At 73.3% G+C, this 19,788-nt stretch carries 17 protein-coding genes and 1 pseudogene; 8 read left to right on the top strand and 10 right to left on the bottom strand.

What is annotated here, in order from left to right; all coding sequences use genetic code 11:
- Positions 1–1,077: APC family permease (locus tag VGI02_RS25310; RefSeq protein ID WP_331632141.1), on the top strand; the 1,077-nt coding region annotated here is incomplete at its 5' end.
- Positions 1,078–1,281: 204 nt separating this feature from the next.
- Here VGI02_RS25310 and VGI02_RS25305 read toward each other — a convergent pair.
- From VGI02_RS25305 to VGI02_RS25280, 6 genes are all read right to left on the bottom strand, one after another.
- The gene (locus VGI02_RS25305) at positions 1,282–1,662 is read right to left on the bottom strand and encodes an MmcQ/YjbR family DNA-binding protein (RefSeq protein WP_331632139.1); all 381 of its coding nucleotides are present in this window, start codon (positions 1,660–1,662) and stop codon (positions 1,282–1,284) included.
- Positions 1,663–1,669: 7 nt separating this feature from the next.
- Entirely contained in the window at positions 1,670–1,828 is a 159-nt protein-coding gene (locus tag VGI02_RS25300; RefSeq protein ID WP_331632137.1) for a hypothetical protein, read from the bottom strand.
- A gap of 80 nt (positions 1,829–1,908) precedes the next feature.
- Positions 1,909–2,043, bottom strand: coding sequence for a hypothetical protein (locus VGI02_RS25295; protein ID WP_331632135.1), 135 nt, complete (start codon positions 2,041–2,043; stop codon positions 1,909–1,911).
- Between the two features lie 41 nt (positions 2,044–2,084).
- The gene (locus VGI02_RS25290; protein ID WP_331632133.1) at positions 2,085–2,879 is read right to left on the bottom strand and encodes a hypothetical protein; all 795 of its coding nucleotides are present in this window, start codon (positions 2,877–2,879) and stop codon (positions 2,085–2,087) included.
- 57 nt (positions 2,880–2,936) lie between these two features.
- Positions 2,937–3,782, bottom strand: coding sequence for an Fpg/Nei family DNA glycosylase (locus VGI02_RS25285; RefSeq protein ID WP_331632130.1), 846 nt, complete (start codon positions 3,780–3,782; stop codon positions 2,937–2,939).
- 15 nt (positions 3,783–3,797) lie between these two features.
- On the bottom strand, positions 3,798–4,256 hold the full coding sequence (locus VGI02_RS25280) for a ribose-5-phosphate isomerase (RefSeq protein WP_331632128.1): 459 nt from the start codon (positions 4,254–4,256) through the stop codon (positions 3,798–3,800).
- Positions 4,257–4,388: 132 nt separating this feature from the next.
- Between VGI02_RS25280 and VGI02_RS25275 the strand changes: the two genes are divergently transcribed.
- The 3 genes from VGI02_RS25275 (at position 4,389) to VGI02_RS25265 (ending at position 10,775) form a co-directional block, all read left to right on the top strand.
- A complete protein-coding gene (locus VGI02_RS25275; protein ID WP_331632127.1) occupies positions 4,389–6,968 on the top strand; it encodes a glutamate--cysteine ligase in 2,580 nt (859 codons plus the stop codon).
- Between the two features lie 36 nt (positions 6,969–7,004).
- Positions 7,005–8,783, top strand: coding sequence for an N-acetylglutaminylglutamine amidotransferase (locus tag VGI02_RS25270; RefSeq protein WP_331632125.1), 1,779 nt, complete (start codon positions 7,005–7,007; stop codon positions 8,781–8,783).
- A 117-nt stretch (positions 8,784–8,900) separates the two neighbouring features.
- Positions 8,901–10,775 carry a S9 family peptidase gene (locus VGI02_RS25265; RefSeq protein ID WP_331632123.1) on the top strand — a complete coding sequence of 625 codons (1,875 nt, stop codon included), beginning with the start codon at positions 8,901–8,903 and terminating at the stop codon, positions 10,773–10,775.
- Between the two features lie 42 nt (positions 10,776–10,817).
- On the opposite strand, the gene VGI02_RS25260 is transcribed toward VGI02_RS25265, so the two are convergent.
- The 3 genes from VGI02_RS25260 to VGI02_RS25250 form a co-directional block, all read right to left on the bottom strand.
- Positions 10,818–11,975 (bottom strand): hypothetical protein, encoded by a 1,158-nt coding sequence (locus VGI02_RS25260; protein ID WP_331632120.1) that lies wholly within the window; start codon positions 11,973–11,975, stop codon positions 10,818–10,820.
- Between the two features lie 26 nt (positions 11,976–12,001).
- Positions 12,002–13,432, bottom strand: coding sequence for a DUF1996 domain-containing protein (locus VGI02_RS25255; RefSeq protein WP_331632118.1), 1,431 nt, complete (start codon positions 13,430–13,432; stop codon positions 12,002–12,004).
- A gap of 244 nt (positions 13,433–13,676) precedes the next feature.
- A complete protein-coding gene (locus VGI02_RS25250) occupies positions 13,677–15,107 on the bottom strand; it encodes an aldehyde dehydrogenase family protein (RefSeq protein ID WP_331632116.1) in 1,431 nt (476 codons plus the stop codon).
- Between the two features lie 119 nt (positions 15,108–15,226).
- Here VGI02_RS25250 and VGI02_RS25245 point away from each other — a divergent pair, with 119 nt between their 5' ends.
- The 3 genes from VGI02_RS25245 (at position 15,227) to VGI02_RS25235 (ending at position 18,407) form a co-directional block, all read left to right on the top strand.
- Entirely contained in the window at positions 15,227–16,360 is a 1,134-nt protein-coding gene (locus tag VGI02_RS25245; protein WP_331632114.1) for a nitronate monooxygenase, read from the top strand.
- Positions 16,357–17,922, top strand: coding sequence for an acetyl-CoA acetyltransferase (locus VGI02_RS25240; RefSeq protein ID WP_331632112.1), 1,566 nt, complete (start codon positions 16,357–16,359; stop codon positions 17,920–17,922). Before VGI02_RS25245 ends, VGI02_RS25240 begins: the two co-directional genes overlap by 4 nt.
- Before the next feature lie 80 nt (positions 17,923–18,002).
- Positions 18,003–18,407, top strand: a complete 405-nt coding sequence (locus VGI02_RS25235) for an SRPBCC family protein (protein WP_331632110.1) — start codon at positions 18,003–18,005, stop codon at positions 18,405–18,407.
- A 60-nt stretch (positions 18,408–18,467) separates the two neighbouring features.
- On the opposite strand, the gene VGI02_RS25230 is transcribed toward VGI02_RS25235, so the two are convergent.
- Positions 18,468–19,085, bottom strand: coding sequence for a mycothiol-dependent nitroreductase Rv2466c family protein (locus VGI02_RS25230; RefSeq protein WP_331632108.1), 618 nt, complete (start codon positions 19,083–19,085; stop codon positions 18,468–18,470).
- Positions 19,086–19,350: 265 nt separating this feature from the next.
- Here VGI02_RS25230 and VGI02_RS25225 point away from each other — a divergent pair.
- Positions 19,351–19,788: pseudogene (locus tag VGI02_RS25225) on the top strand (aminopeptidase N); the annotation flags it as partial.

Below are 19,788 nucleotides of genomic sequence, written 5' to 3'. Positions count from 1 at the left end.
CTGCTGATCGCCTCCGGGTTCGACTCCGCCAACATCACCGACCACGGCGGCGTGGCGCCCTACGGCTGGAGCGCGGCGCTGTCGACCATCGCGACCGCGGGCATGGTCTTCGCCTACACCGGCTTCCGCAACGTCGTCGAGCTCTCCGGGGAGGCGAAGGACCCGCGGCGCACCGTGCCCCGGGCCCTGCTCACGACGATCGCCGTCACCATCGCGCTCTACCTCGGCCTGCAGCTGGCGTTCCTCGGCGCGGTGCCCGCCGGGATGCTCGGGAGCGGGTGGCACGGGGTCAACTTCGACTCCCCGTTCGCGAACCTCGCGATGATCCTCGGCCTGTCGTGGCTGTCCTGGACGCTCATCGCCGACTCGATGCTCTCGCCGTCGGGCTCGGGGATCGTCTACACCGCGGCGAACTCGCGCAACGTGTTCGGCCTGGCCAAGAACGGCTTCTTCCCCGCATCGCTCACGACCCTCAACGCGGGCGGCATCCCGGCCCGGGCCCTGGTGCTCAACTTCGTCGTCGGCCTGGCCTACCTGCTGCCCCTCCCGAGCTGGCACTCGATCATCTCGGTGACCGGGTCCATCGCGGCGTTCACGTTCCAGATCGGCGCGGTGTCGCTGATCGCCTTCCGCGCCTCGGGCCTGACGCGGTCCGACACCCGCCTCCGGGGGATGACGGTCGTCGCGCCGGCAGCCTTCGTGGTGTCCTCGCTGGTGGTCTTCTGGACGTCCTGGTCGAAGCTCTGGGTCGGCATGGTGATCATCGGGCTCGGGATCGTCTGGTACGCCGTGGTGTGGGTGCGCTCGAGCCGGGCGGTCTCCGAGCTGACCGGCGGGACGTGGCTCGTCGTCTATCTCGTCGGCCTGACGACCCTGTCGGCCCTCAGCAGCTTCGGCGGCGCGCACGTGCTCGGGGCGCCGTGGGACTCGGTGGTCGTCGCGGCGTTCTCCCTCGCGACCTACGTCTGGGGCGCCCGCAGCGGGACCGCCTACATGACCGCCCGGCCCGACATGGTCCGCCGGCTACGGGCGGACGCCGACCTCGACCGCGGCGACGCGCCGGAACCGGTCCTCTAGGCGGGCCTGCGACGACGGGTGGAGACAGGGACGGCAGTCTGGGGTGACCGCGCTAGGCAAATGATCATGGAAAAGAGCGCGCGCTCTCCCGGACCCCTCCCGCGGGTCGCCGCAGCCGCCGCGTGCACATTTCCATGATCAATTGCCTAGCGACCGAAGACTGCCGTGGACGCCGAGCGCGGGACCCTGACTCAGGGGCCGGGTCTAGGCGTCGAGCAGGCGGGCGAGGGTCTTCGGGGCGACGTGGCGGAAGGCGTCCGCGGCGATCCCCCGGAGCTCGGTCTCGTCGAGCGCGTTCTCGCCGACGAGGTCCAGGCGCAGGCCCAACCAGCCCCGGTGCCCGACGTAGGGCGGGACGAAGAACCGCGCGGGCTCCGCGGCCACCAGTTCCGCAGCCACCCCGAGCGGCGCCGCGGCCCAGATCGCGGTGTGCGGATCACCGTGCGTGTGGTCGGCGAACGTCACGAAGGTCTTCTTCCCGCGCACGAACCATGCGGGCGAACCGTGACTCACGCGCTCGACGACCTCGGGCAGCGCCAGGCACGCCGCGCGCACGGCGGTCAGGATGCGTTCGACGTCGGACATACGCGCCTCAGGCCAGCAGAGCCAGGGCCAGGAGCGACAGCACGAACGCCACCGCCACGGCCAGCGCGACCACCGCCCCGACCCTCCGGAGCCACCCCGGGGCCGGTCCACCGGGCGAGGGAGAGTCGAACGTCCTGTCCAGGATCTGGCGCTCCGGTTCGGTCACCGTCGCTCCCTTCCGGCGCTGCGCACGTCGTCCCGGCGCGGGCCGACACCCTCTCCGGAGAGATCCGACCATGCCCCGGGTCAGACGATAAGGGCTCCGACCAGGATCGACAGGACGAATACGGCAAGCACCACCAGCGTGACCACCCGGATCCACGGCCGCTGCGTGGCCGAGTCGACCGGCTCCTCGAGCGCCTCGCGTTCCGTCTCCGCCACCGTCGCACCGTCCCCGTATTGTCCGCTTCGTCCCTTGCAGGCTAGCGGACGCGGTCCTGCGCCTGCGGAGCCGCGTGCCGGGCGCGACGGGGTGACCCGGTGCTGCTCTCACGGGGTGCGGGCACCTCGCGCGGTTCGACCATCGCGTGGCGCCCGCCCTCGGCCGGTGCCGGGCCGCGGCCGCCGCTGCCCTCGGCGCTGCCGCCGCCGAAGGTCATCCGGCCGGCGGTGCGCTCGACCTCCCCGGTCATCGGGACCGCGCGGGGCATCTCGGGCGCCCGCCGCGGGCTCGGCACCGCACCGGCCGGCGCCGCGGGACGGCGCACTTCCGGAGAGGCGGGACGGACCCGGCCGTCGCGGATCATCGCCGGGAACTCCACCCTCGCGGCGGCCGGACGCGGGAGAGGACCGGTCACGATCGGGGTCGCGGCGGTCTGCACCGCGTCGGCGAGGTCCTCGGTCCGTTCGCCGGTGTCCGCCTCGCCGATGCCCACCTCGCCGATGCCCACCTCGCGCCGCCGCGGCCGCGCGGGCCGGATGGGCACCGGAACGAAGGGCACCGAGTCGACCGGCACCGAGGCACTCCGCACCCGCCGCGCGTCGCCCCGCCGGGCGCGGACCCGGGTCGCGGCGGCCGAGGCGAGGAAGGCCAGCCCGACCAGCGTCCAGAACCCGGCCACCGCAGGCTGGTACCAGGGGGTGGGCGAGGAGAGCAGCGCGATCTGCGCCCCGGCGGCCACGAGCGAGACCACCCCGAACAGCACCGCCGTCCCCGGCCGCGTGGTGAGCTGCCACCGGGGCCGGCCCGGGCGCGAACGCAGGATCACCGAGCGCACCAGCCGCCTCCTGTCCAGATCACCTGGACGAGTGATGCCGGAGTTATAGCACCCTGGTCACGACCCGCTCTGACAGGTCGGACACCAGAACAGGTTCCGGGCAGCGTGCGTACGCCGGACGACCTCGGTGCCGCAGAGCAGACAGGGCAACCCGGTGCGCCGGTAGACGTAGACGGGCCGCCCGCAGGCCGGGGTGTGGCGCCCGCGCGGCCCGTGGGAGCAGCGCAACTCCGTGTGTTCGGAGCGCAGGGTGTTGATGGAACCCCGGCGCACGCCGTCGGTGAGCAGGTCGACGAGGTCGGCCCACACGGCGTCGAACCGGTCCCGGCCCAGGTCCCGGCCCGGCGTCAGGGGGTCGAGGCCGTGCCGGAAGAGCACCTCGGCCCGGTAGACGTTGCCGACGCCGGCGATGACCGCCTGGTCCATCAGCAGCGTCGCGACCGGGGAGCGCGAACGGGACATCCGATGCCAGGCCTGCTCGGGGTCCGCGTCGGCGCGCAGCGGGTCGGCGCCCAGCCGCTCGTGCAGCGCCTCGACCTCGCCCTCGGTGAGCACCTCGCAGGCCGTGGCGCCGCGCAGGTCGGCGTAGTGGGTGTCGCCGACCATCCGCATCCGCACCTGCCCCACCGGCGCGGGGACGCTGCCGCGGGGATCCTCGCCGTCGGGCACCGCGACCAGCGAGAACTTCCCGTACAGGCCGAGGTGGACGTGGACGACGAGGTCGGGCTCGTAGACGTGGAAGAGGTGCTTGCCGTGCGCGTCGACCGAGCGCAGCACGCGCCCGTCGACGAGCTCGGCGCCCGTCGTGAAGCGGCCCTGCGGTGAGCTCACCGCGACCTCGTGGCCGCGGAACCGGCGCGCGTGCGACCGCGCGAGCCGGCGGATGGTGTGCCCTTCAGGCATCGTCGGGGCCGCGGTCTACAGCGTGATGTGCCCGGTGCTCTCGTACTCGGAGAGCATGTCGATGCGGCGCTGGTGGCGGCCGCCCTCGAACGCGGTGGCGAGGAACGCCTCGACGATCGTGGTGGCCTCGTCGGCGGTGTGCATGCGGGCACCCACCGAGACCACCTGGGCGTCGTTGTGCTTCCGGGCGAGCTGCGCGGTCTCGGTGTTCCACGCGAGCGCGGCGCGGATGCCCGTCACCTTGTTCGCCGCGATCTGCTCGCCGTTGCCCGAACCGCCGATCACGACGCCGAGGGCGCCCGGGTCGGCCAGGACCCGCTCGCCGGTGGCGGTGCAGAACGGCGGGTAGTCGTCGACGGCGTCGTACTCGACGGCCCCGACGTCGACCACCTCGTGGCCGGCGGCGGCCAGGACGGAGAGCAGGTGAGCCTTGAGCTCGAAGCCGGCGTGGTCGGAACCGAGGTAGACGCGCACGACCGCGGAGTCTCGCAGGCCCCCTACCCACTCGGCGCGCCCGGATCGAGGTGATCCTCGCCGATCGCCGTACACGTCACGGATCCCGGTCCGGGAAACATCCCTGTGACACGGCCCTTCTAGCGTGCACCCATGGCGGATCAGCGGGGCGGCGGAGCCCGGGACGTGGTCCTCGGGGTCGAGGAGGAGTTCCACCTCGTGGATCTCGAGTCGCGCTGCGCGGTGCCGCGCGTACCCGAGCTGCTCGACGAGCTGGCCGCGCTGGACGCCGACGCGTTCGCCCCCGAGCTCAAGCCCTCGATCATCGAGACCAACTCGGACCCGACGCCGAGCCTGACCGACCTGCGCGCCGACCTCGTCCGCCTGCGCAAGATGCTCACCTCCATGGCCCAGACCCGTGGCCTGGGCGTCGTGGGGGCGGGCAGCGTGCCGCTGGTCGACGGGTCCGCGCTGGGCATCACCGAGTCGCCGCGCTACCAGCGGATGCGCGACGAGTATCAGCTGCTCGCGTTCGAGCAGCAGATCTGCGGCACGCAGGTGCACGTGGACGTCCCGGACCGCGACGCCGCCGTCGCCGTCATGCAGCACTCCGCACCCTGGCTGCCCGCCCTGCTCGCCCTCTCCGCGTCCAGCCCGTTCTGGCACAGCGAGGACACCGGCTACGCCAGCTCCCGCACGCTCGCCTGGCACCGCTGGCCGACGGCCGGTCCGCCCGCCCCGCTGCAGGACGCGGCGGACTACGACGCGCTCATCGAGGACCTGCTGCGCTCCGGGACGATGTCCGACCCCGGCATGGTCTATTTCGACATGCGTCCCTCGGCGCACCAGAAGACCGTCGAGCTGCGGATCTGCGACGCCTCCCCCACCGTCGACGGCGTCGTCCTCATCGCGGGCCTCGCCCGCGCGCTGGTCGTGCACGGCGTCCGGGCGCACACCGAGGGGCGGCCGCAGCCGCGGTACCGGCCGGAGCTCCTGCGCGCGGCCAGCTGGCGCGCGGCGCGGTCGGGCCTGGAGGGCGACCTCGTCGACGTCACCGGGCGCGAGCTGGTGCCGCCGTCGCGGGCCATCCGGCTGCTGCTCGACCACGTGCGCGACGACCTCGAGGACGCGGGCGACTGGGACGAGGTCTCCGACCTCGCGCTGGACGCCCTCGCCCGCGGCAGCTCGGCGGCCCGCCAGCGTCAGCGCGCCAACCGCGGCGGCGGGTTCGAGAGCGTCGTCGACATGCTCGTCGCCGAGACCAGCGGCCTGCCCGAGGAGCCCGCCGAGGAGCAGCTGCCCGCGCCGGACACCGTCGCTCCGGTGCTGCTCGGCGAGTACTACCCGCCGCAGTACGACGAGGCCGTCGACGAGACGGGGCACGTCCGCCCGACCTACTCCTGGCTGGTCGCGAACCTGGAGCGCATCGGGCCCGCCGGCCTGCTCGCCCACGAGCGCAGCCGCGACGCCGAGCAGCGGGCCCGCTCGATGTTCTTCCCCCAGCCCGACGACCCCGAGCGCCTGTTCCCGCTCGACCTCATCCCCCGCCTGATCTCCGCACAGGACTGGGAGGCGCTCTCCGCGGGGCTCGTGCAGCGCGCCCGGACCCTCGAGACGCTGCTCCACGACCTGCACGGCGAGCGGGCCTGCCTGCGCGACGGCGTCCTGCCCCGCGAGGCGCTGCGCTGGCTGCCCGCGTCCGGCGAGGCGTCCACCCTGGTCCCGGCGGGCGCCACCCGGGCACTGGTCTCCGGGCTCGACCTGGTGTGCGACGGCGAGGGCCGCTGGAAGATCCTCGAGGACAACCTGCGCATCCCCTCGGGCATCGCCTACGCCATGGCCGACCGCCGCGTGGTCCGCAGCGTGCTGCCCGAGCTGCAGGCGCCCGAGGGCGTCGTCGACTCCGACGAGGGGCCGGCGATGCTGCGCGCGGCGCTGCTGTCGTGCGCGCCCGCCGCGGCGGGTGACGAGCCCGGCCTCGTGGTGCTCACCGAAGGCCCGCACGACTCGGCGTACTTCGAGCACGCGATGCTCGCCGAGGAGATGGGGGTCCCGCTCCTCGAGCCCTCCGGCCTGCGGATCACCGACGACGGCACGATCACCGTCGCGGTCTCCGGGCAGCGGATCGACGTGGCCTACCGCCGCATCGACGAGGAGAAGCTGTTCGACTCCCCCGACGCCGACGGGCACACCCTGCGCGAGCCGCTGCAGGCCGCGGTGGCGCAGGGCCGCTTCGCGCTCGCGAACACGCCGGGCAACGGGCTGGTCGACGACAAGGCGGTCTACCCGCACATCCGCGCCCTCACCGAGTACTACTTCGGAGAGAAGCCGCTGCTCGACGACGTCACCACCTACTTCTGCGCGGACGCCGACCAGCGGCAGCACGTCCTCGACCACCTCGACGAGCTGGTCCTCAAGCCCGTCGACGGGTACGGCGGCGCGGGGATCGTCGTCGGGCCACACGCGAGCGCCGCCGAGCTCGAGACGGCCGCCGCCGACCTGCGCGCCCACCCGGCGGCCTACGTCGCCCAGGAGACCATCCGGATCTCCACGCACCCGACCTTCACCGGCGCCGAGCTGGCACCCCGGGTAGTGGACCTGCGCGCCTTCGTGGTGCTCGGCCCGGAGCCCGGCGTCCTGCCGACGCCGCTGACGCGGGTCGCGCCCGCCGACAGCCTCGTGGTCAACTCGTCGCGCGGTGGCGGCTCGAAGGACACCTGGATCCTGCGCTGACGTCGTCCCACCCCCGATCCGAGGAGACCACCACGCATGTGCGGCATCGCCGGCGAGTTCCGGTACGACGGGAACGCGGCCCAGGTCGGCGCGGTGCTCGCGATGGCGCAGGTCCTCGAGCCGCGGGGGCCGGACGGCTGGGGCATCGTCGGTCACGGCCCGCTGGCCCTCGCCCACCAGCGGCTGAAGATCATCGACCTCACCGAGACCGGCGCCCAGCCGATGGTCGACCCGGAGCTCGGGCTCACCGCGGTGTTCAACGGCTGCATCTACAACTACCCGGAGCTCCGCGCCGAGCTCGGGCGTGAGGGCTACCGGTTCTTCTCCACCTCGGACACCGAGGTGATCATCAAGGCCTTCCATCGGTGGGGTCAACGCTGCGTCGAGCGCTTCAAGGGCATGTTCGCCTTCGCGGTGGCGGACCGCGAGACCGGTCGACTGGTGCTGGGGCGCGACCGGCTGGGGATCAAGCCGCTGTACGTGGCCCCGGTGTCGGGCGCCCTGCGGTTCGCGTCCTCGCTGCCCGCGCTGATCGCCCCCGGCGGCGTCGACACCGAGATCGACCGCGTGGCCCTGCACCACTACATGAGCTTCCACGCCGTGGTGCCCGCCCCGCGCACGATCCTCACCGGGGTCCGCAAGCTCCCGCCCGCCGTCGTGCGCACGATCGAGCCCGACGGCACGTCGAGCGACTGGACGTACTGGACGCCCGAGTTCGTCCGCGGCACCGAGGAGCACTCGGACGCGGAGTGGGCCGAGATCGCCCTGGAGTCGCTGCGGACCGCGGTGGAGCGCCGGATGGTGTCCGACGTGCCGGTCGGGGTGCTGCTCTCCGGCGGCATCGACTCCTCGATCGTCGTGGCGCTGCTCGCCGAGATGGGCCAGAAGGACCTCAAGACGTACTCGATCGGTTTCGACGCCGAGGGCGGCGAGACGGGGGACGAGTTCGACTACTCCGACCTCGTCGCGAAGACCTACGGCACCGACCACACCAAGTTCCGGGTGCCGAAGATCGACACCGACGAGGCGCTGCCCGGCGCCGTCGCCGCGATGTCCGAGCCGATGACCAGCCACGACGTCATCGCGTTCTACCTGCTCTCCCGTGAGGTCTCGAAGACGATCAAGGTGGTGCAGTCCGGGCAGGGCGCCGACGAGGTGCTCGGCGGCTACGACTGGTACCCGCCGATCGCCCGGGTGGGCCGCGAGGGCGCGGTGGACGCGTACCACCGCGCGTTCTTCGACCGCCCGCACGACGAGGTCGGCCAGCTGGTGGCGCCGGAGTTCATGCTCGCCGAGGACCCGTCGCTGGCGCTCGTCCGTGACCACTTCGGACGGCGCGGTGCCGACGAGGGCGTCGACGCGGCGCTGCGCCTGGACACCACGGTGATGCTCGTCGACGACCCGGTGAAGCGCGTCGACAACATGACGATGGCCTGGGGGCTCGAGGCGCGCGTGCCGTTCCTCGACCACGACTTCGTCGAGACGATGGGGGCCTGCCCGCCCGATCTCAAGATGGCCGACGGCGGGAAGGGCGTGCTCAAGGCGGCCTCCCGCGGGGTGCTCCCCGACGAGATCATCGACCGCAAGAAGGGCTACTTCCCGGTGCCGGCGATCCGCCAGCTCTCCGGCCCGGTGCTCGAGCGGGTCACTGCCGCGCTGACCGACCCGGCGGCGAAGCAGCGCGGGATCTTCCGGGAGGACGCGGTGGCGACCATGCTCGACGACCCGAACTCCGGGCGGACCAACCTCGGCGCGAACGCGCTGTGGCAGGTCGCACTCCTGGAGATGTGGTTGCAGGCCCACGGGATTCGCTGAGTTAGGTTCCCCGGGATGTCAGCGATGCGGCGTCGCTGACGTCCAACGTCCGTAGGTCCGCATCCTCGCCCGGCTGCCCCGCCCGGCGGGCGCGTACGCGAGGGAGGTCTGCAGCCGGTGGACGACTGGATCAGTGCAACCCGCTGCTGGTCACCCAGCCCCTCCCCCGACGGCACGACCATCGCCTTCGTCTGGGACGGCGACGGGCGCCCCGTGGTCCGCCTGCACAGCCGCGCGACCGGTGAGGAGTGGTCCCTCGACACCGGGGACGACCTCGTCTCGACGGTGCGCTGGTCCCCCGACGGCGCCTGGCTCGCCGTCGAGGCCGCGGCCGACGGCGGCGAGCATTCGACGGTGCTCGTCGTGCGCCCCGACGGCACCGGGCTGCGCCCGATCCGCGGGGTCGGCGACGACGACCGCGGCGCGGTGTCCCTCGACCGCTGGGCCCACACCGGCTCCGTCGTCGCCGTCACCGAGTCCGACAGCGAGACGACGACCGCGTGGCTGGTCGACGTGGACTCCGATCAGCGCCAGCGCCTCGGTTCCGGGCACGCGCTGCAGATCCTCGACGTGTCCCCCGACCGGCGCCGTGCGCTGCTGCGCCGCGGCAGGCGCGGCTCGCGCCACGTCGGGATCGTCGACCTCGACGGCACCGAGGGCTGGCACGAGGTCGACAGCCGCAAGGGCCCCGGCGGACCGCCCGGCGCCGTCGAGCACTCCGTCGCGATCACGCGGGACTCGTCCGTCGTCGCCGCGCGCTTCGTGGACGACGGCACCCGGATGCTCGTCCTCACCGACGGCGGCCGGGAGCGGGCCGCGCTCGTGGCCGTCGACGTCGCCACCGACGCACGCCCGATGTACCCCGAGGTGCTGGCCGAGCGCGAGGACGCCGAGCTCGAGCGGTTCGCGCTGACCGAGGACGGGGCGACCGCGGCGCTCGTCTGGAACGTCGTCAGCCGCAGCGAGGTCGATCTGCTCGACCTCGCCACCGGCAAGCCGGCCCACTACAGCCCGCCCGGCGACGTCGTCACCTCCGCGGTGTTCAGCCACGACGGCGACTCGCTCGTCATGGGCATCCAGTCGCCGGACGTGCCGTCGGCGGTGTGGTGCCACGAGCTGTCCTCGCAGAGCACCGCGCTGATCTGTCCGCAGGCCGACCCCACGTGGGCGCCGGGCTCGCTGGTGCACCCGTCGCTGGAGACGGTGACGACGCCGGACGGGCTCGCGCTGCCGGGGTGGCTCTACCGCCCGCCGGGCACGGTGGGCCCGCTGCCGACCCTGATCTACCTGCACGGCGGACCCGAGGCGCAGGAGCGCCCGGTGTTCACCCCGCTGTACCAGACGCTGCTGGAGCAGGGGATCGCCGTGTACGCCGCGAACGTCCGCGGGTCCTCCGGGTTCGGGCGCTCGTTCGTCAACGCCGACGACGGCGCGGGCCGGTTCGCCGCCATCCGGGACGTGGCGACCTGCGCCGAGCACCTCGCGGAGATCGGCGTCGCCGATGCGGAGCGCATCGGCGTGATGGGCCGCTCCTACGGCGGCTACCTGACGCTCGCCGCGCTGGTGAACCACCCCGACCTCTTCGCGGTCGGGGTGGACGTGTGCGGGATGGCCGACTTCGAGTCCTTCTTCGCGCGCACCGAGCCGTGGATCGCCGACGCGGCGGTCGGCGAGTACGGGCACCCCATCCACGACCGCAACCTGCTGCGCGAGCTCTCCCCCGTGCACCGCATGGACCGGCTGCGCGCACCGCTGCTCGTGGTCCACGGGCGCTACGACACCAACGTGCCGGTCCACGAGGCCGAGCTCGCGGTGCACGGCGCGAAGTCGGCGGGCGTCGACGTCCGCTACCTGCTCTTCGAGGACGAGGGCCACGAGATCCAGCGCCTCGACAACCGGCGGGCGTTCATCCACGTCGTCACCGACTGGTTGGCCACGCACTTCGGGCTCGGGCAGTCCGACCCCGCGCGAGGGGAACCCTCGGCCGGATAGAGCGGCCGGATCCTCCCCTCGCGGGCGGGGTGCGGGTCGCTCTCAGCGGCGCGCCGAGCGCAGGCCGAAGTCGGCGGCCTCGAGCGCGGGCATCCCGGTCGGGCGGCCCCGGTCCGGTGCCGTCGCGGGCCGGGCTCCCCATGGGAGCGGGGCGGGCCCGCTGCGGGGCCCCGTGGCGCTCGGGCCGCTCGCCGGCCCGATGGCGACGCGGCCGCTGCGCAGCCCGGACGCGACGACGGGTGCCGCGGGCACGGGCGCCATGCCGTCGACGACCGTGGCGTCCACGACGGTGACCTCGAACGCGCCGGAGTCCGTGCGCGGAGCGGGCACGACCGGCCGCAACCACGGCCGGCGTGAATCCGGCACCCGACCCGCCTCCATCCCCCGGCCCGGCGACCGCGCGGCGACGGCCCGTCCCCGCGGGAGCGCCCGACCGGCGGCCCCGCCCGGCAGTGCCGCGCGCTCGGGCCCGCCCGGGAGAGCGGCCGCCGGGATGTCGGCGAGCGCAGGCACCGGTACCGGATTCGGCAGTTCGCCCCAGCGCGCGAGCTTCTCGAGGTCCACGACGCGCGGGCCGGCCCAGTGCTCCTCCAGCCCCCGGCAGCGCAGGCAGCCCAGCCCGAGCACGATCCCGAAGATCACGTGTCCGGCCAGCGAGAGGCCGACCGTCACGGGCGTCAGCGGGAACATCAGCTGCTGACCCCGCGGCAACAGCACCGTCAGCATGAGCCCGCCCCACGTCGGACCGACAGCGAAGAGCACCGCCGCAGCCATCGTCACCGTCGGCCCCAGCCGGCGCAGACCCGTCGCCGCCGCCCCGACGAGGAACACCACCCCGAGACCGCCGCCGTCGCCCGCGTAGCGCCACACGTACCCGGCCACCCCGCCGAGCACTCGCGACGACGGGTCCACGTCGAGCAGCCACGTGCCCATCGTCGGGATGAAGTCGGCCCACCACCCGAGCAGCGCCACGGTGTCGAGCCGGAACACGTCGTACACGAACGTCGCGAGGATGCCCCAGCGCAGGCCCTCCAGCACGAGCCGGTCCTCCGGCATCGGGACGAAGATGCCCAGCACGAGGAGCACCAGCGCCGTCGGGATGACGACCAGGCCCGCGGTCACGTGCATCGGCACCAGCCCGGCGACGTGGGCGGTGATCGACAGCAACGGCAGCGCGGCCAGGACGAGATGCACCGCCACGCGCGGCGGCACCACGGCGAGCGCCCTCACCGGGGAGCCCCGGCCATCGGCATGCCGGCCATCGGCATCCCCCGCATGGGCGTCCCGCCCATCGGCATCCCGCCGCCGTGCGCACGCGTGTGCGTCGCCATCAGGTTCACGAAGTTCTTCGAGGTGGTCACCTGGTCACTCGCTCCGGTCGGTCCCGCTCGGGAGGTGTCGTCCGAGCTGCCCTGCCGGCACCGACGGGCGGAGTTGATGCAGTCCGCGCCCGCCTGCGCGCGGCTCTTCGAGGACAGGTACTCGAGCAGGGCGTGGTCGGTCACCGGGTCGTGCTGCTGCTCGGGGAAGCTGTCGATCGCGAAGGCGCGACCCGCGAGCCGGCCGTAGCTCACGGTGATCCGCAGGGCAGGCACCGGCACGTCGTTCTTCGAGCACTCACCCGACTCGTCCGGGTAGGTCAGGTGCTCGGTGTGGTCCTCCGAGTCGAGGTCCTTGCCGTTCCAGCAGCTCGGGAAGTCGAACACGCGCTGCATCTGCGAGCCCTGCGGGCAGACCGGGTACTGGTCGGTCATCCGGTTCCCGAAGCCCGAGCACGTGTACTTGGCGTTGGCACCCTTGCCGTCGGCGGTCGCCGCCTTCGCCGAGCCGGTCACCATCGTCATGTTCACCGGCATCGCCTCCATGGCCTGCGTGCCGTGCCCGTGGAAGGTGTAGTCGACCGACGTGGGCTCGACGAACGCCCCGACGTTGCCGTCGAGGCTCCCGCCGTCCTGCCCGACGTCGGGCCCGACGCTGCGCAGGTCGCGCAGCACCGGCCAGAAGATCGGCGACTGGTCGCCGTTGGTGCAGGTGGTGCTCGACTCCTTGAGCACCTCCAGGTTCGACGCGGCGTTGGTGCTGTCATTGCCCGCGTAGTCGTGCACGTGCTGGGCGCCGTTGCGCTTGCCCGGGGCGATGATCGGGTTGTCGGAGTTCTTGTGGTCGGACAGCGAGCAGGTGAACGAGTAGCTCCCGCCGGAGAAGTCACCGCCCGCGAGGATGTTGCCGCCGGCCTTCACGTCGGAGATGTCGGCGTACTCGTCCGCGGACGCCTCGCCGATCTTGTCGCGGCCCTGGAACTGGTCGTCCCCGCCGGAGCCCTTCTTCTGATCGGCCTGCTTCTTCTGATCGGCCTGCTTCTTCTGGTCGGCCTGCTTGTCGTCGTCCTGCTTCTCGTCGTTCTGCTTCTTGTCGTCGTCCTTGCCGGAGTCCTTCGACGACGAGTCCTGGCCGTCCGAGTCCTTCGAGTCGCCGTCGTCCCTGCTCTCGCTCTTGACCAGGACGACGTCACCGACGGCCGCCACCGCCCGCGCCGCCGCGGCACGCACCACCCCGGCGGCACCGAGCGGCAGGCCCACGCCGAGCACCAGCACGACGACGGCGAACAGCGCGACGAGCAGCGCCCGTCGCCGCGCCGCCCGTGCCGACCGCGTCATCGGCCCTCCCCGCTCGCGCCGGGCCCACGGAGCGGGACCGGGTACGCGAGCGGACGCTAGACGCGGCCGTCAGCCCATGGGTGCGGTTTGACGGAACTCGCGGCGCCGCCCCCATTCCATGATCAGCAGGCCTGCACGGGTCCGCGCTCGGCGACGGTCGACCCGTGCAGGTCTGGTGATCATCGAATCGGGAGAGCCACGGCCCGACGACGCCCCGGACCGGGCGCCCACCGACCAACCGGCCCTACAGCTGGATCGACTTGATCTCCAGGAACTCCTCGAGCCCGTAGCGCCCCAGCTCACGGCCGGTCCCGGACTGCTTGTACCCACCGAACGGCGCGAGCGGGTTGAACTGCCCGCCGTTGACGTCGACCTGGCCGGTGCGCATCCGGCGCGCGACCTCGACGCCCCGCTCCTGGGTGCCGGCGAACACCGCGCCCGCGAGGCCGTAGATCGTCGAGTTGGCGATGTCCACGGCCTCGTCGACGTCGGAGTACGGCATCACCGCCAGCACCGGACCGAAGATCTCCTCCTGGGCGATCGTCATGTCGCGCCCGACACCCGCGAAGATCGTCGGCTGCACGTACGCCCCGGCCTCGGAGACTCCGCCCGGTCGGCCCGCGCCCCCGACGGCGAGCTGCGCGCCGTCGGCGACCCCGCGCTCGATGTACCGCGCGACCCGCTCGCGCTGGGTCTCCGAGGACATCGGTCCGACGCGGGTGGCCTCGTCGGTCGGGTCGCCGACCGGGTACTTGGCCGTCTGCGCGACGGCGAGCTCGACGACCTGGTCATGCAGCGCCTCCGGGACCAGCAGCCGCGTCCAGGCGGTGCAGGTCTGGCCGCCGTTGATGAAGCAGTTGCCCAGCCCGACCTTGACGGCCTTCGAGAGCTCGGCGTCGTCGAGGACGATGTTCGCCGACTTGCCGCCCAGCTCGAGGGCCACCCGCTTCACGGTGCCCGCGCCGACCTCCTGGACCCGGCGCCCGGCACCGACCGAGCCGGTGAACGACACCATGTCGACCCCGGGGTGCGCGGCGAGCGCCTCGCCCGCCTCGGGCCCGGTGCCGTGGACGACGTTGAACACGCCTGCCGGGAGCCCCGCCTCGGCGGTGATCGCCGCGAGCGCCCCCGCGGTCAGCGGCGCCACCTCGCTCGGCTTGAGCACGACGGTGCAGCCGGCCACCAGCGCGGGCGCCACCTTGGCGACCACCTGGTGCAGCGGGTAGTTCCACGGCGTGATCGCGCCGACGACGCCGATCGGCTCGCGGACGACCAGCGAGTTGCCGATCTCCTCACTCCACGCGAAGGACTCGGCGACGCCTGCCACGCCCTTCGACGTGGCCATCGGCATCCCGAGCTGCACGCTGCGCGCGAAGGCGATCGGCGAGCCCATCTCCGCGGTGATGGACTGCGCGAGCTCCTCGTGACGGGCCTTGATCCCGTCCCGGATGCGCAGCACCGCGGCGACGCGGTCGGCCACCGGGGTCGCGGCCCACGCCGGGAACGCGCGCCGCGCGGCCCCCACCGCGGCGTCGATCTCGGCGGCGCCACCGCGGGGCACCTCGGCGACCGTCTCTCCGGTGGCGGGGTTCACGACGGCGATCGCGCCGTCGCTGCCCGTGGTGTGCGCTCCGTCGATCCAGTGGTCGGTCAGGGTCCCGATGCTCGCGCTCATACCGGCGATCCTTCCCGACGCGAGGCGGCGCTGCTGGCGGTCACACGTGACGGTTTCTTCGGCCGTTATGTGGTACACCGAGTCAGAGATACGTCGTCGACGCCGTGAGGGACCGCTGCATGCGCACCGCGCTGACCGAGATGCTGGGCGTCGAGCACCCGCTCGTCGGGTTCAACCGCTCCCCCGCCGTGGTCGCCGCGGTCACCAACGCTGGTGGCTTCGGCGTGCTCGCGGCGAGCATGTACAGCCCGGCCGAGCTGGACGGGCAGCTGACCTGGATCGAGTCCCAGGTCGGGGGGCGGCCGTACGGGGTCGACCTCCTGGTCCCGGAGAAGTTCGCGGTGAGCGACCCCGACGACCTCGTCGCGAGCCTGCGCGCCCAGATCCCCGCCGAGCACTTCGCCTTCGTCGACGCCCTGCTCGACGAGTACGGCCTGCCCGCCGACAGCATGCCGCGCTCCGAGGAGGACGCTCTCGACGAGATCGCCGCCGCGATCAACCCGGCCGGCGCGCAGGCGCTGCTCGACGTCACGTTCTCGCACCGCATCGCCATGGTGGCGAACGCCCTCGGCCCGCCACCGGCCGACCTGGTCTCCCGGGCGCACGCCGACGGCGTCGTCGTCGCCTCGCTCGTCGGGCAGCGCAAGCATGCGCTGCACCAGATCGACGCGGGCGTCGACGTGCTCGTCGCGCAGGGCACGGAGGCCGGCGGGCACACGGGCACGGTTGCGACCACGGTGCTCGCCCCGGAGGTCGTCGAGGTCGCGGGCGACCGCCCCGTGCTGGCCGCGGGCGGGATCGCGACGGGCGCGCAGATGGCCGCCGCGCTCGCCCTCGGCGCCGCCGGGGTGTGGTGCGGGTCGGTGTGGCTCTCCAGCGAGGAGGACATCACGCCGCGTCCGGTCAAGGAGAAGTTCCTCGCCGCCGGCAGCAGCGACACGCTCCGATCCCGGACGATGACCGGCAAGCCCGCCCGCCAGCTCCGCTCGGCCTGGCACGACGCGTGGGACCGCCCCGACGCCCCGGCCCCGCTCCCGCTGCCCCTGCAGCCGATGCTCGCGGGCCGGGCGTGGAACCGGGTGCACGCCGCGGCCGCCGACGGCCACCCGGGCGCGACCGCGCTCGACACCTACTTCATCGGGCAGGTCGTCGGCGGCTTCACCGCGCTGCGCCCTGCCGGCGAGATCACCCGCGAGATCGTCGGGGACTGCACCCGCCGGCTGCGCGCGCTCGGCGAGCTGGCCGGCTCGTGAGCCGACCCGACCCGCACACCCCGGTCCTCGTCGGGGTCGGCCAGAGCTCGGAGCGCCTGGACGACCCCGGCTACCGGGGCCGCTCCCCCGTCGAACTGGGAGCGGACGCCGCCCGAGCGGCCCTGACCGACACCGGCGCCGACCCGGCCACGGTGGCCGCGCGGATCGACCTCGTCGCCGCGGTCCGCCAGTTCGAGGCCTCCGCGCCCGGTGCGGTCGCACCGCTCGGGGCCTCGGACAACTACCCGCGCTCGGTGGCGGCCCGGATCGGGGCGACGCCGCGGACCGCGGTGCTCGAGGTGGTCGGCGGGCAGTCCCCGCAGCGCCTGGTCACCGAGGCCGCCGCGGCGATCGCCGCGGGCGAGGTCGACGCGGCCCTCGTCGTGGGGGCCGAGGCGATGTCGACGGTGCGCCACCTGCTGACCGCCCTCGACGAGGCCGACCGGCCCGACTTCACCGAACACGTCGGCGGCCAGCTCGACGACCGCGGGCTCGGCCTGGACACCTTCATCGTCCCCGAGCAGGTCGAGCACGACGTGCTCGCGCCGGTCCTGCAGTACGCGCTGTTCGAGCACGCCCGCCGTGCCCGGCTCGGGCTCTCCCGCGACGCCTGCCGCCGGGAGATGGCCGAGCTGTTCGCCCCGTTCTCGGCGGTCGCGGCGCGCCACCCGCACGCGGCGGCCCCCACTGCGCGCACCGTCGACGAGCTCGCGACCCCCACCGCGGAGAACCGCCCGATCACCGACCCCTTCCTGCGGTTCTCCGTCGCCCGGGAACAGGTCAACCAGGGCGCCGCGGTGGTGCTGACCGCGGCCGGGGTGGCCGACGACCTGGGGATCACCGACGACCGCCGGGTCTACCTGCACGGGCACGCGGACCTCGTCGAGCCCCCGGTGCTCCACCGGGCCGACCTCGGTTCCAGCCCGGCGACCGAGGGCGCGGTCCGCCAGGCCCTCGGGCTCGCGGGCATCGGCGTCGACGACCTCGCGACGCTCGACCTCTACAGCTGCTTCCCCATCGCGGTCCGGGTCGTCACCGACGCGCTCGGGATCGCCGCGCAAGACCCGCGGGGGCTCACCGTCACCGGGGGGCTGCCGTTCTTCGGCGGGCCGGGCAACGACTACTCGCTGCACGCGATCGCCGACACCGTCACCGCGCTGCGGGCCCGCCCCGGGACCTTCGGCCTGGTCGGCGCGAACGGCGGCGCGCTGCACAAGTACTCCGCCGGGGTCTACTCGACCCGTCCTGCGGCGTGGGCGGCCGGTGACGACGCGGCCGCGCAGGCGGAGGTCGACGCGGTCCACGACCGGCACGCCCCGGAGACGGTCGGCCGGGCCGACGGCGACGCGACCGTCGAGACCTACACCGTCGAGTACGAGCGCGACGGCCGTCCCCGCGGCGGTGTGGTGGTGGGCCGGCTGCGCGACGGGGGCCGACGGTTCCTCTCCCGCGTCGCTCCCGACGACACGGCGACGCTCGCCATGCTGACCGACGACGACCCGCTCGGCCGGGCCGTGCGGGTCACCTCCGACGAGAACGGCAACCGGGTCGCCGCGACATGACGCCGATCGCCGTGTCCTGCCGCAGTGGCCCCACCCCGTGATCCCCGGTTGGGGGCGTCCCGGGCCGGGGAGCCCCACGCATGGCTGACTTCAGCTCCACCACCACGGTCGACGCCTCCCCCGAGGACCTCTTCGCGTTCCTCTCCGACGTCGGCAACCTGCCCCGCTACTTCGCCCGCATGAAGACCGCCGAGCCCGCCGCGGGCAACGCGGTGCACACCACGGCCGAGCTCCCCGACGGCTCGCACGTCGAGGGCGAGGCCTGGTTCGAGGTCGACCGCACCGCCCAGCACATCTCCTGGGGCGCCGAGGGACCGAACGACTACCACGGCTCCCTCGACGTCTCGGCCGCCGAGCGCGGCGCGACCGTGCAGGTCACCCTGCACACCGGCCGCGTGGAAGCGGGCGACGACCAGGTGCAGAAGGGCCTCGACTCCACGCTCGACACGATCCGCACGCTGGTCGAGGACCAGGGCGTCGCTTGAGGGCTGCGCCCTTCGTGCGGGCGTTTCCGTGCTTGGGCACGGAAACGCACGCACGAGAGGTCAGTCGAACTTGAGCTCGGTGTCGCGGGTCCGCTTGAGCTCGTAGAAGTACTCGTAGCCCGCGAGCAGCCTGGCGCCGTCGAAGATCTCGCCGGCCTGCTCCCCGCGCGGGATGCGGGTCATGACGGGGCCGAAGTAGGCCGAGCCGTCGACGTGGATCACCGGGGTGCCGACGTCCATGCCCACCGGGTCCATGCCCTGGTGGTGGGAAGCCTTGAGGGCCTCGTCGTAGTCGGTGGACGAGGCGGCCTTCGCCAGGTCCGCGTCGAGGCCGACCTCCGCGAGGGACTTCGCGATCACGTCGTCGAAGTCCTTGTTGCCCTCGTTGTGGATCTCCGTGCCCATCGCGGCGTAGAGCGGAGCCAGGATCTCCTCGCCGTGCTTCTGAGCGGCGGCGATGCAGACGCGGACCGGCTTCCAGCCCTCGTCCATCATCGACTGGTACTTCTCGTCGAGATCACGGCCGGAGTTGAGCACCGAGAGGCTCATCACGTGCCAGGTCAGGTCGATCGACCGGACCTTCTCCACCTCGAGGATCCACCGTGACGTGATCCATGCGAAGGGGCACAGCGGGTCGAACCAGAAGTCGACTCGGGTCTTCTCACCAGCAGCGGTCATGACACCAGGCTTCCCTCGAACGATCGTGCTCACCCGGACCGGGCTCATCTGGTCCCGGCCCTCCGTGGCAGCAACGGTGGAAGCGGCAACCGTGTTCCCCCTGGGCGAGCGGAGCGACGGGGGGAACCGGGGCGAGCGGAGCGACGGGGGATCGGGAACCTGGGCGAGCGGAGCGACGGGGGATCGGGGACCTGGGGCGAGCGGAGCGATCGGAACCGGGGCGAGCCGAGCGACGGCGGATCACGCCGTGGATAGGGTGAGCCGCGTGGCTGCTCCGAACCTGACCCGGGCCGACGCACGCTCGCGCGCCGAGACGCTCGACGTCGACTCCTACACGGTCTCGCTGGACCTGACCGACGGGGCCGCGGGTCCCGGGGAGACGACGTTCCGCTCGACGACGACGGCGCGGTTCCGCTGCGGTTCGCCGGGCGCGGCGAGCTGGATCGACATCGTCGCGGCGGGGGTGCGCAGCGCGACCCTCAACGGCGTCGCGCTCGACGTCTCCGGCTACGACGAGGAGAAGGGCATCGCGCTACCCGACCTCGCCGCCGACAACGAGCTGGTCGTCGACGCCGACTGCCGCTACATGAACACCGGCGAGGGCCTGCACCGGTTCGTCGACCCCGTCGACGGCGGCGTCTACCTCTACAGCCAGTTCGAGACCGCGGACGCCAAGCGGATGTTCGCCTGCTTCGACCAGCCC

It is taken from the genome of Actinomycetospora sp. (assembly GCF_036497245.1).
In the GTDB taxonomy this organism is placed as follows: domain Bacteria; phylum Actinomycetota; class Actinomycetes; order Mycobacteriales; family Pseudonocardiaceae; genus Actinomycetospora.
The sequence above is the reverse complement of the archived record's forward strand: the minus strand, read 5'-3'. Positions and strand labels throughout refer to the sequence as shown.

Coding starts and splice junctions, on each gene's coding strand:
- VGI02_RS25305 (WP_331632139.1), bottom strand. CDS start 1,662: ATGTCCGACGTCGAACGCATCCTGACCGCCGTGCGCGCGGCGTGCCTG.
- VGI02_RS25285 (WP_331632130.1), bottom strand. CDS start 3,782: ATGCCTGAAGGGCACACCATCCGCCGGCTCGCGCGGTCGCACGCGCGC.
- VGI02_RS25275 (WP_331632127.1), top strand. CDS start 4,389: ATGGCGGATCAGCGGGGCGGCGGAGCCCGGGACGTGGTCCTCGGGGTC.
- VGI02_RS25270 (WP_331632125.1), top strand. CDS start 7,005: ATGTGCGGCATCGCCGGCGAGTTCCGGTACGACGGGAACGCGGCCCAG.
- VGI02_RS25255 (WP_331632118.1), bottom strand. CDS start 13,432: ATGACGCGGTCGGCACGGGCGGCGCGGCGACGGGCGCTGCTCGTCGCG.
- VGI02_RS25250 (WP_331632116.1), bottom strand. CDS start 15,107: ATGAGCGCGAGCATCGGGACCCTGACCGACCACTGGATCGACGGAGCG.
- VGI02_RS25245 (WP_331632114.1), top strand. CDS start 15,227: ATGCGCACCGCGCTGACCGAGATGCTGGGCGTCGAGCACCCGCTCGTC.
- VGI02_RS25235 (WP_331632110.1), top strand. CDS start 18,003: ATGGCTGACTTCAGCTCCACCACCACGGTCGACGCCTCCCCCGAGGAC.
- VGI02_RS25230 (WP_331632108.1), bottom strand. CDS start 19,085: ATGACCGCTGCTGGTGAGAAGACCCGAGTCGACTTCTGGTTCGACCCG.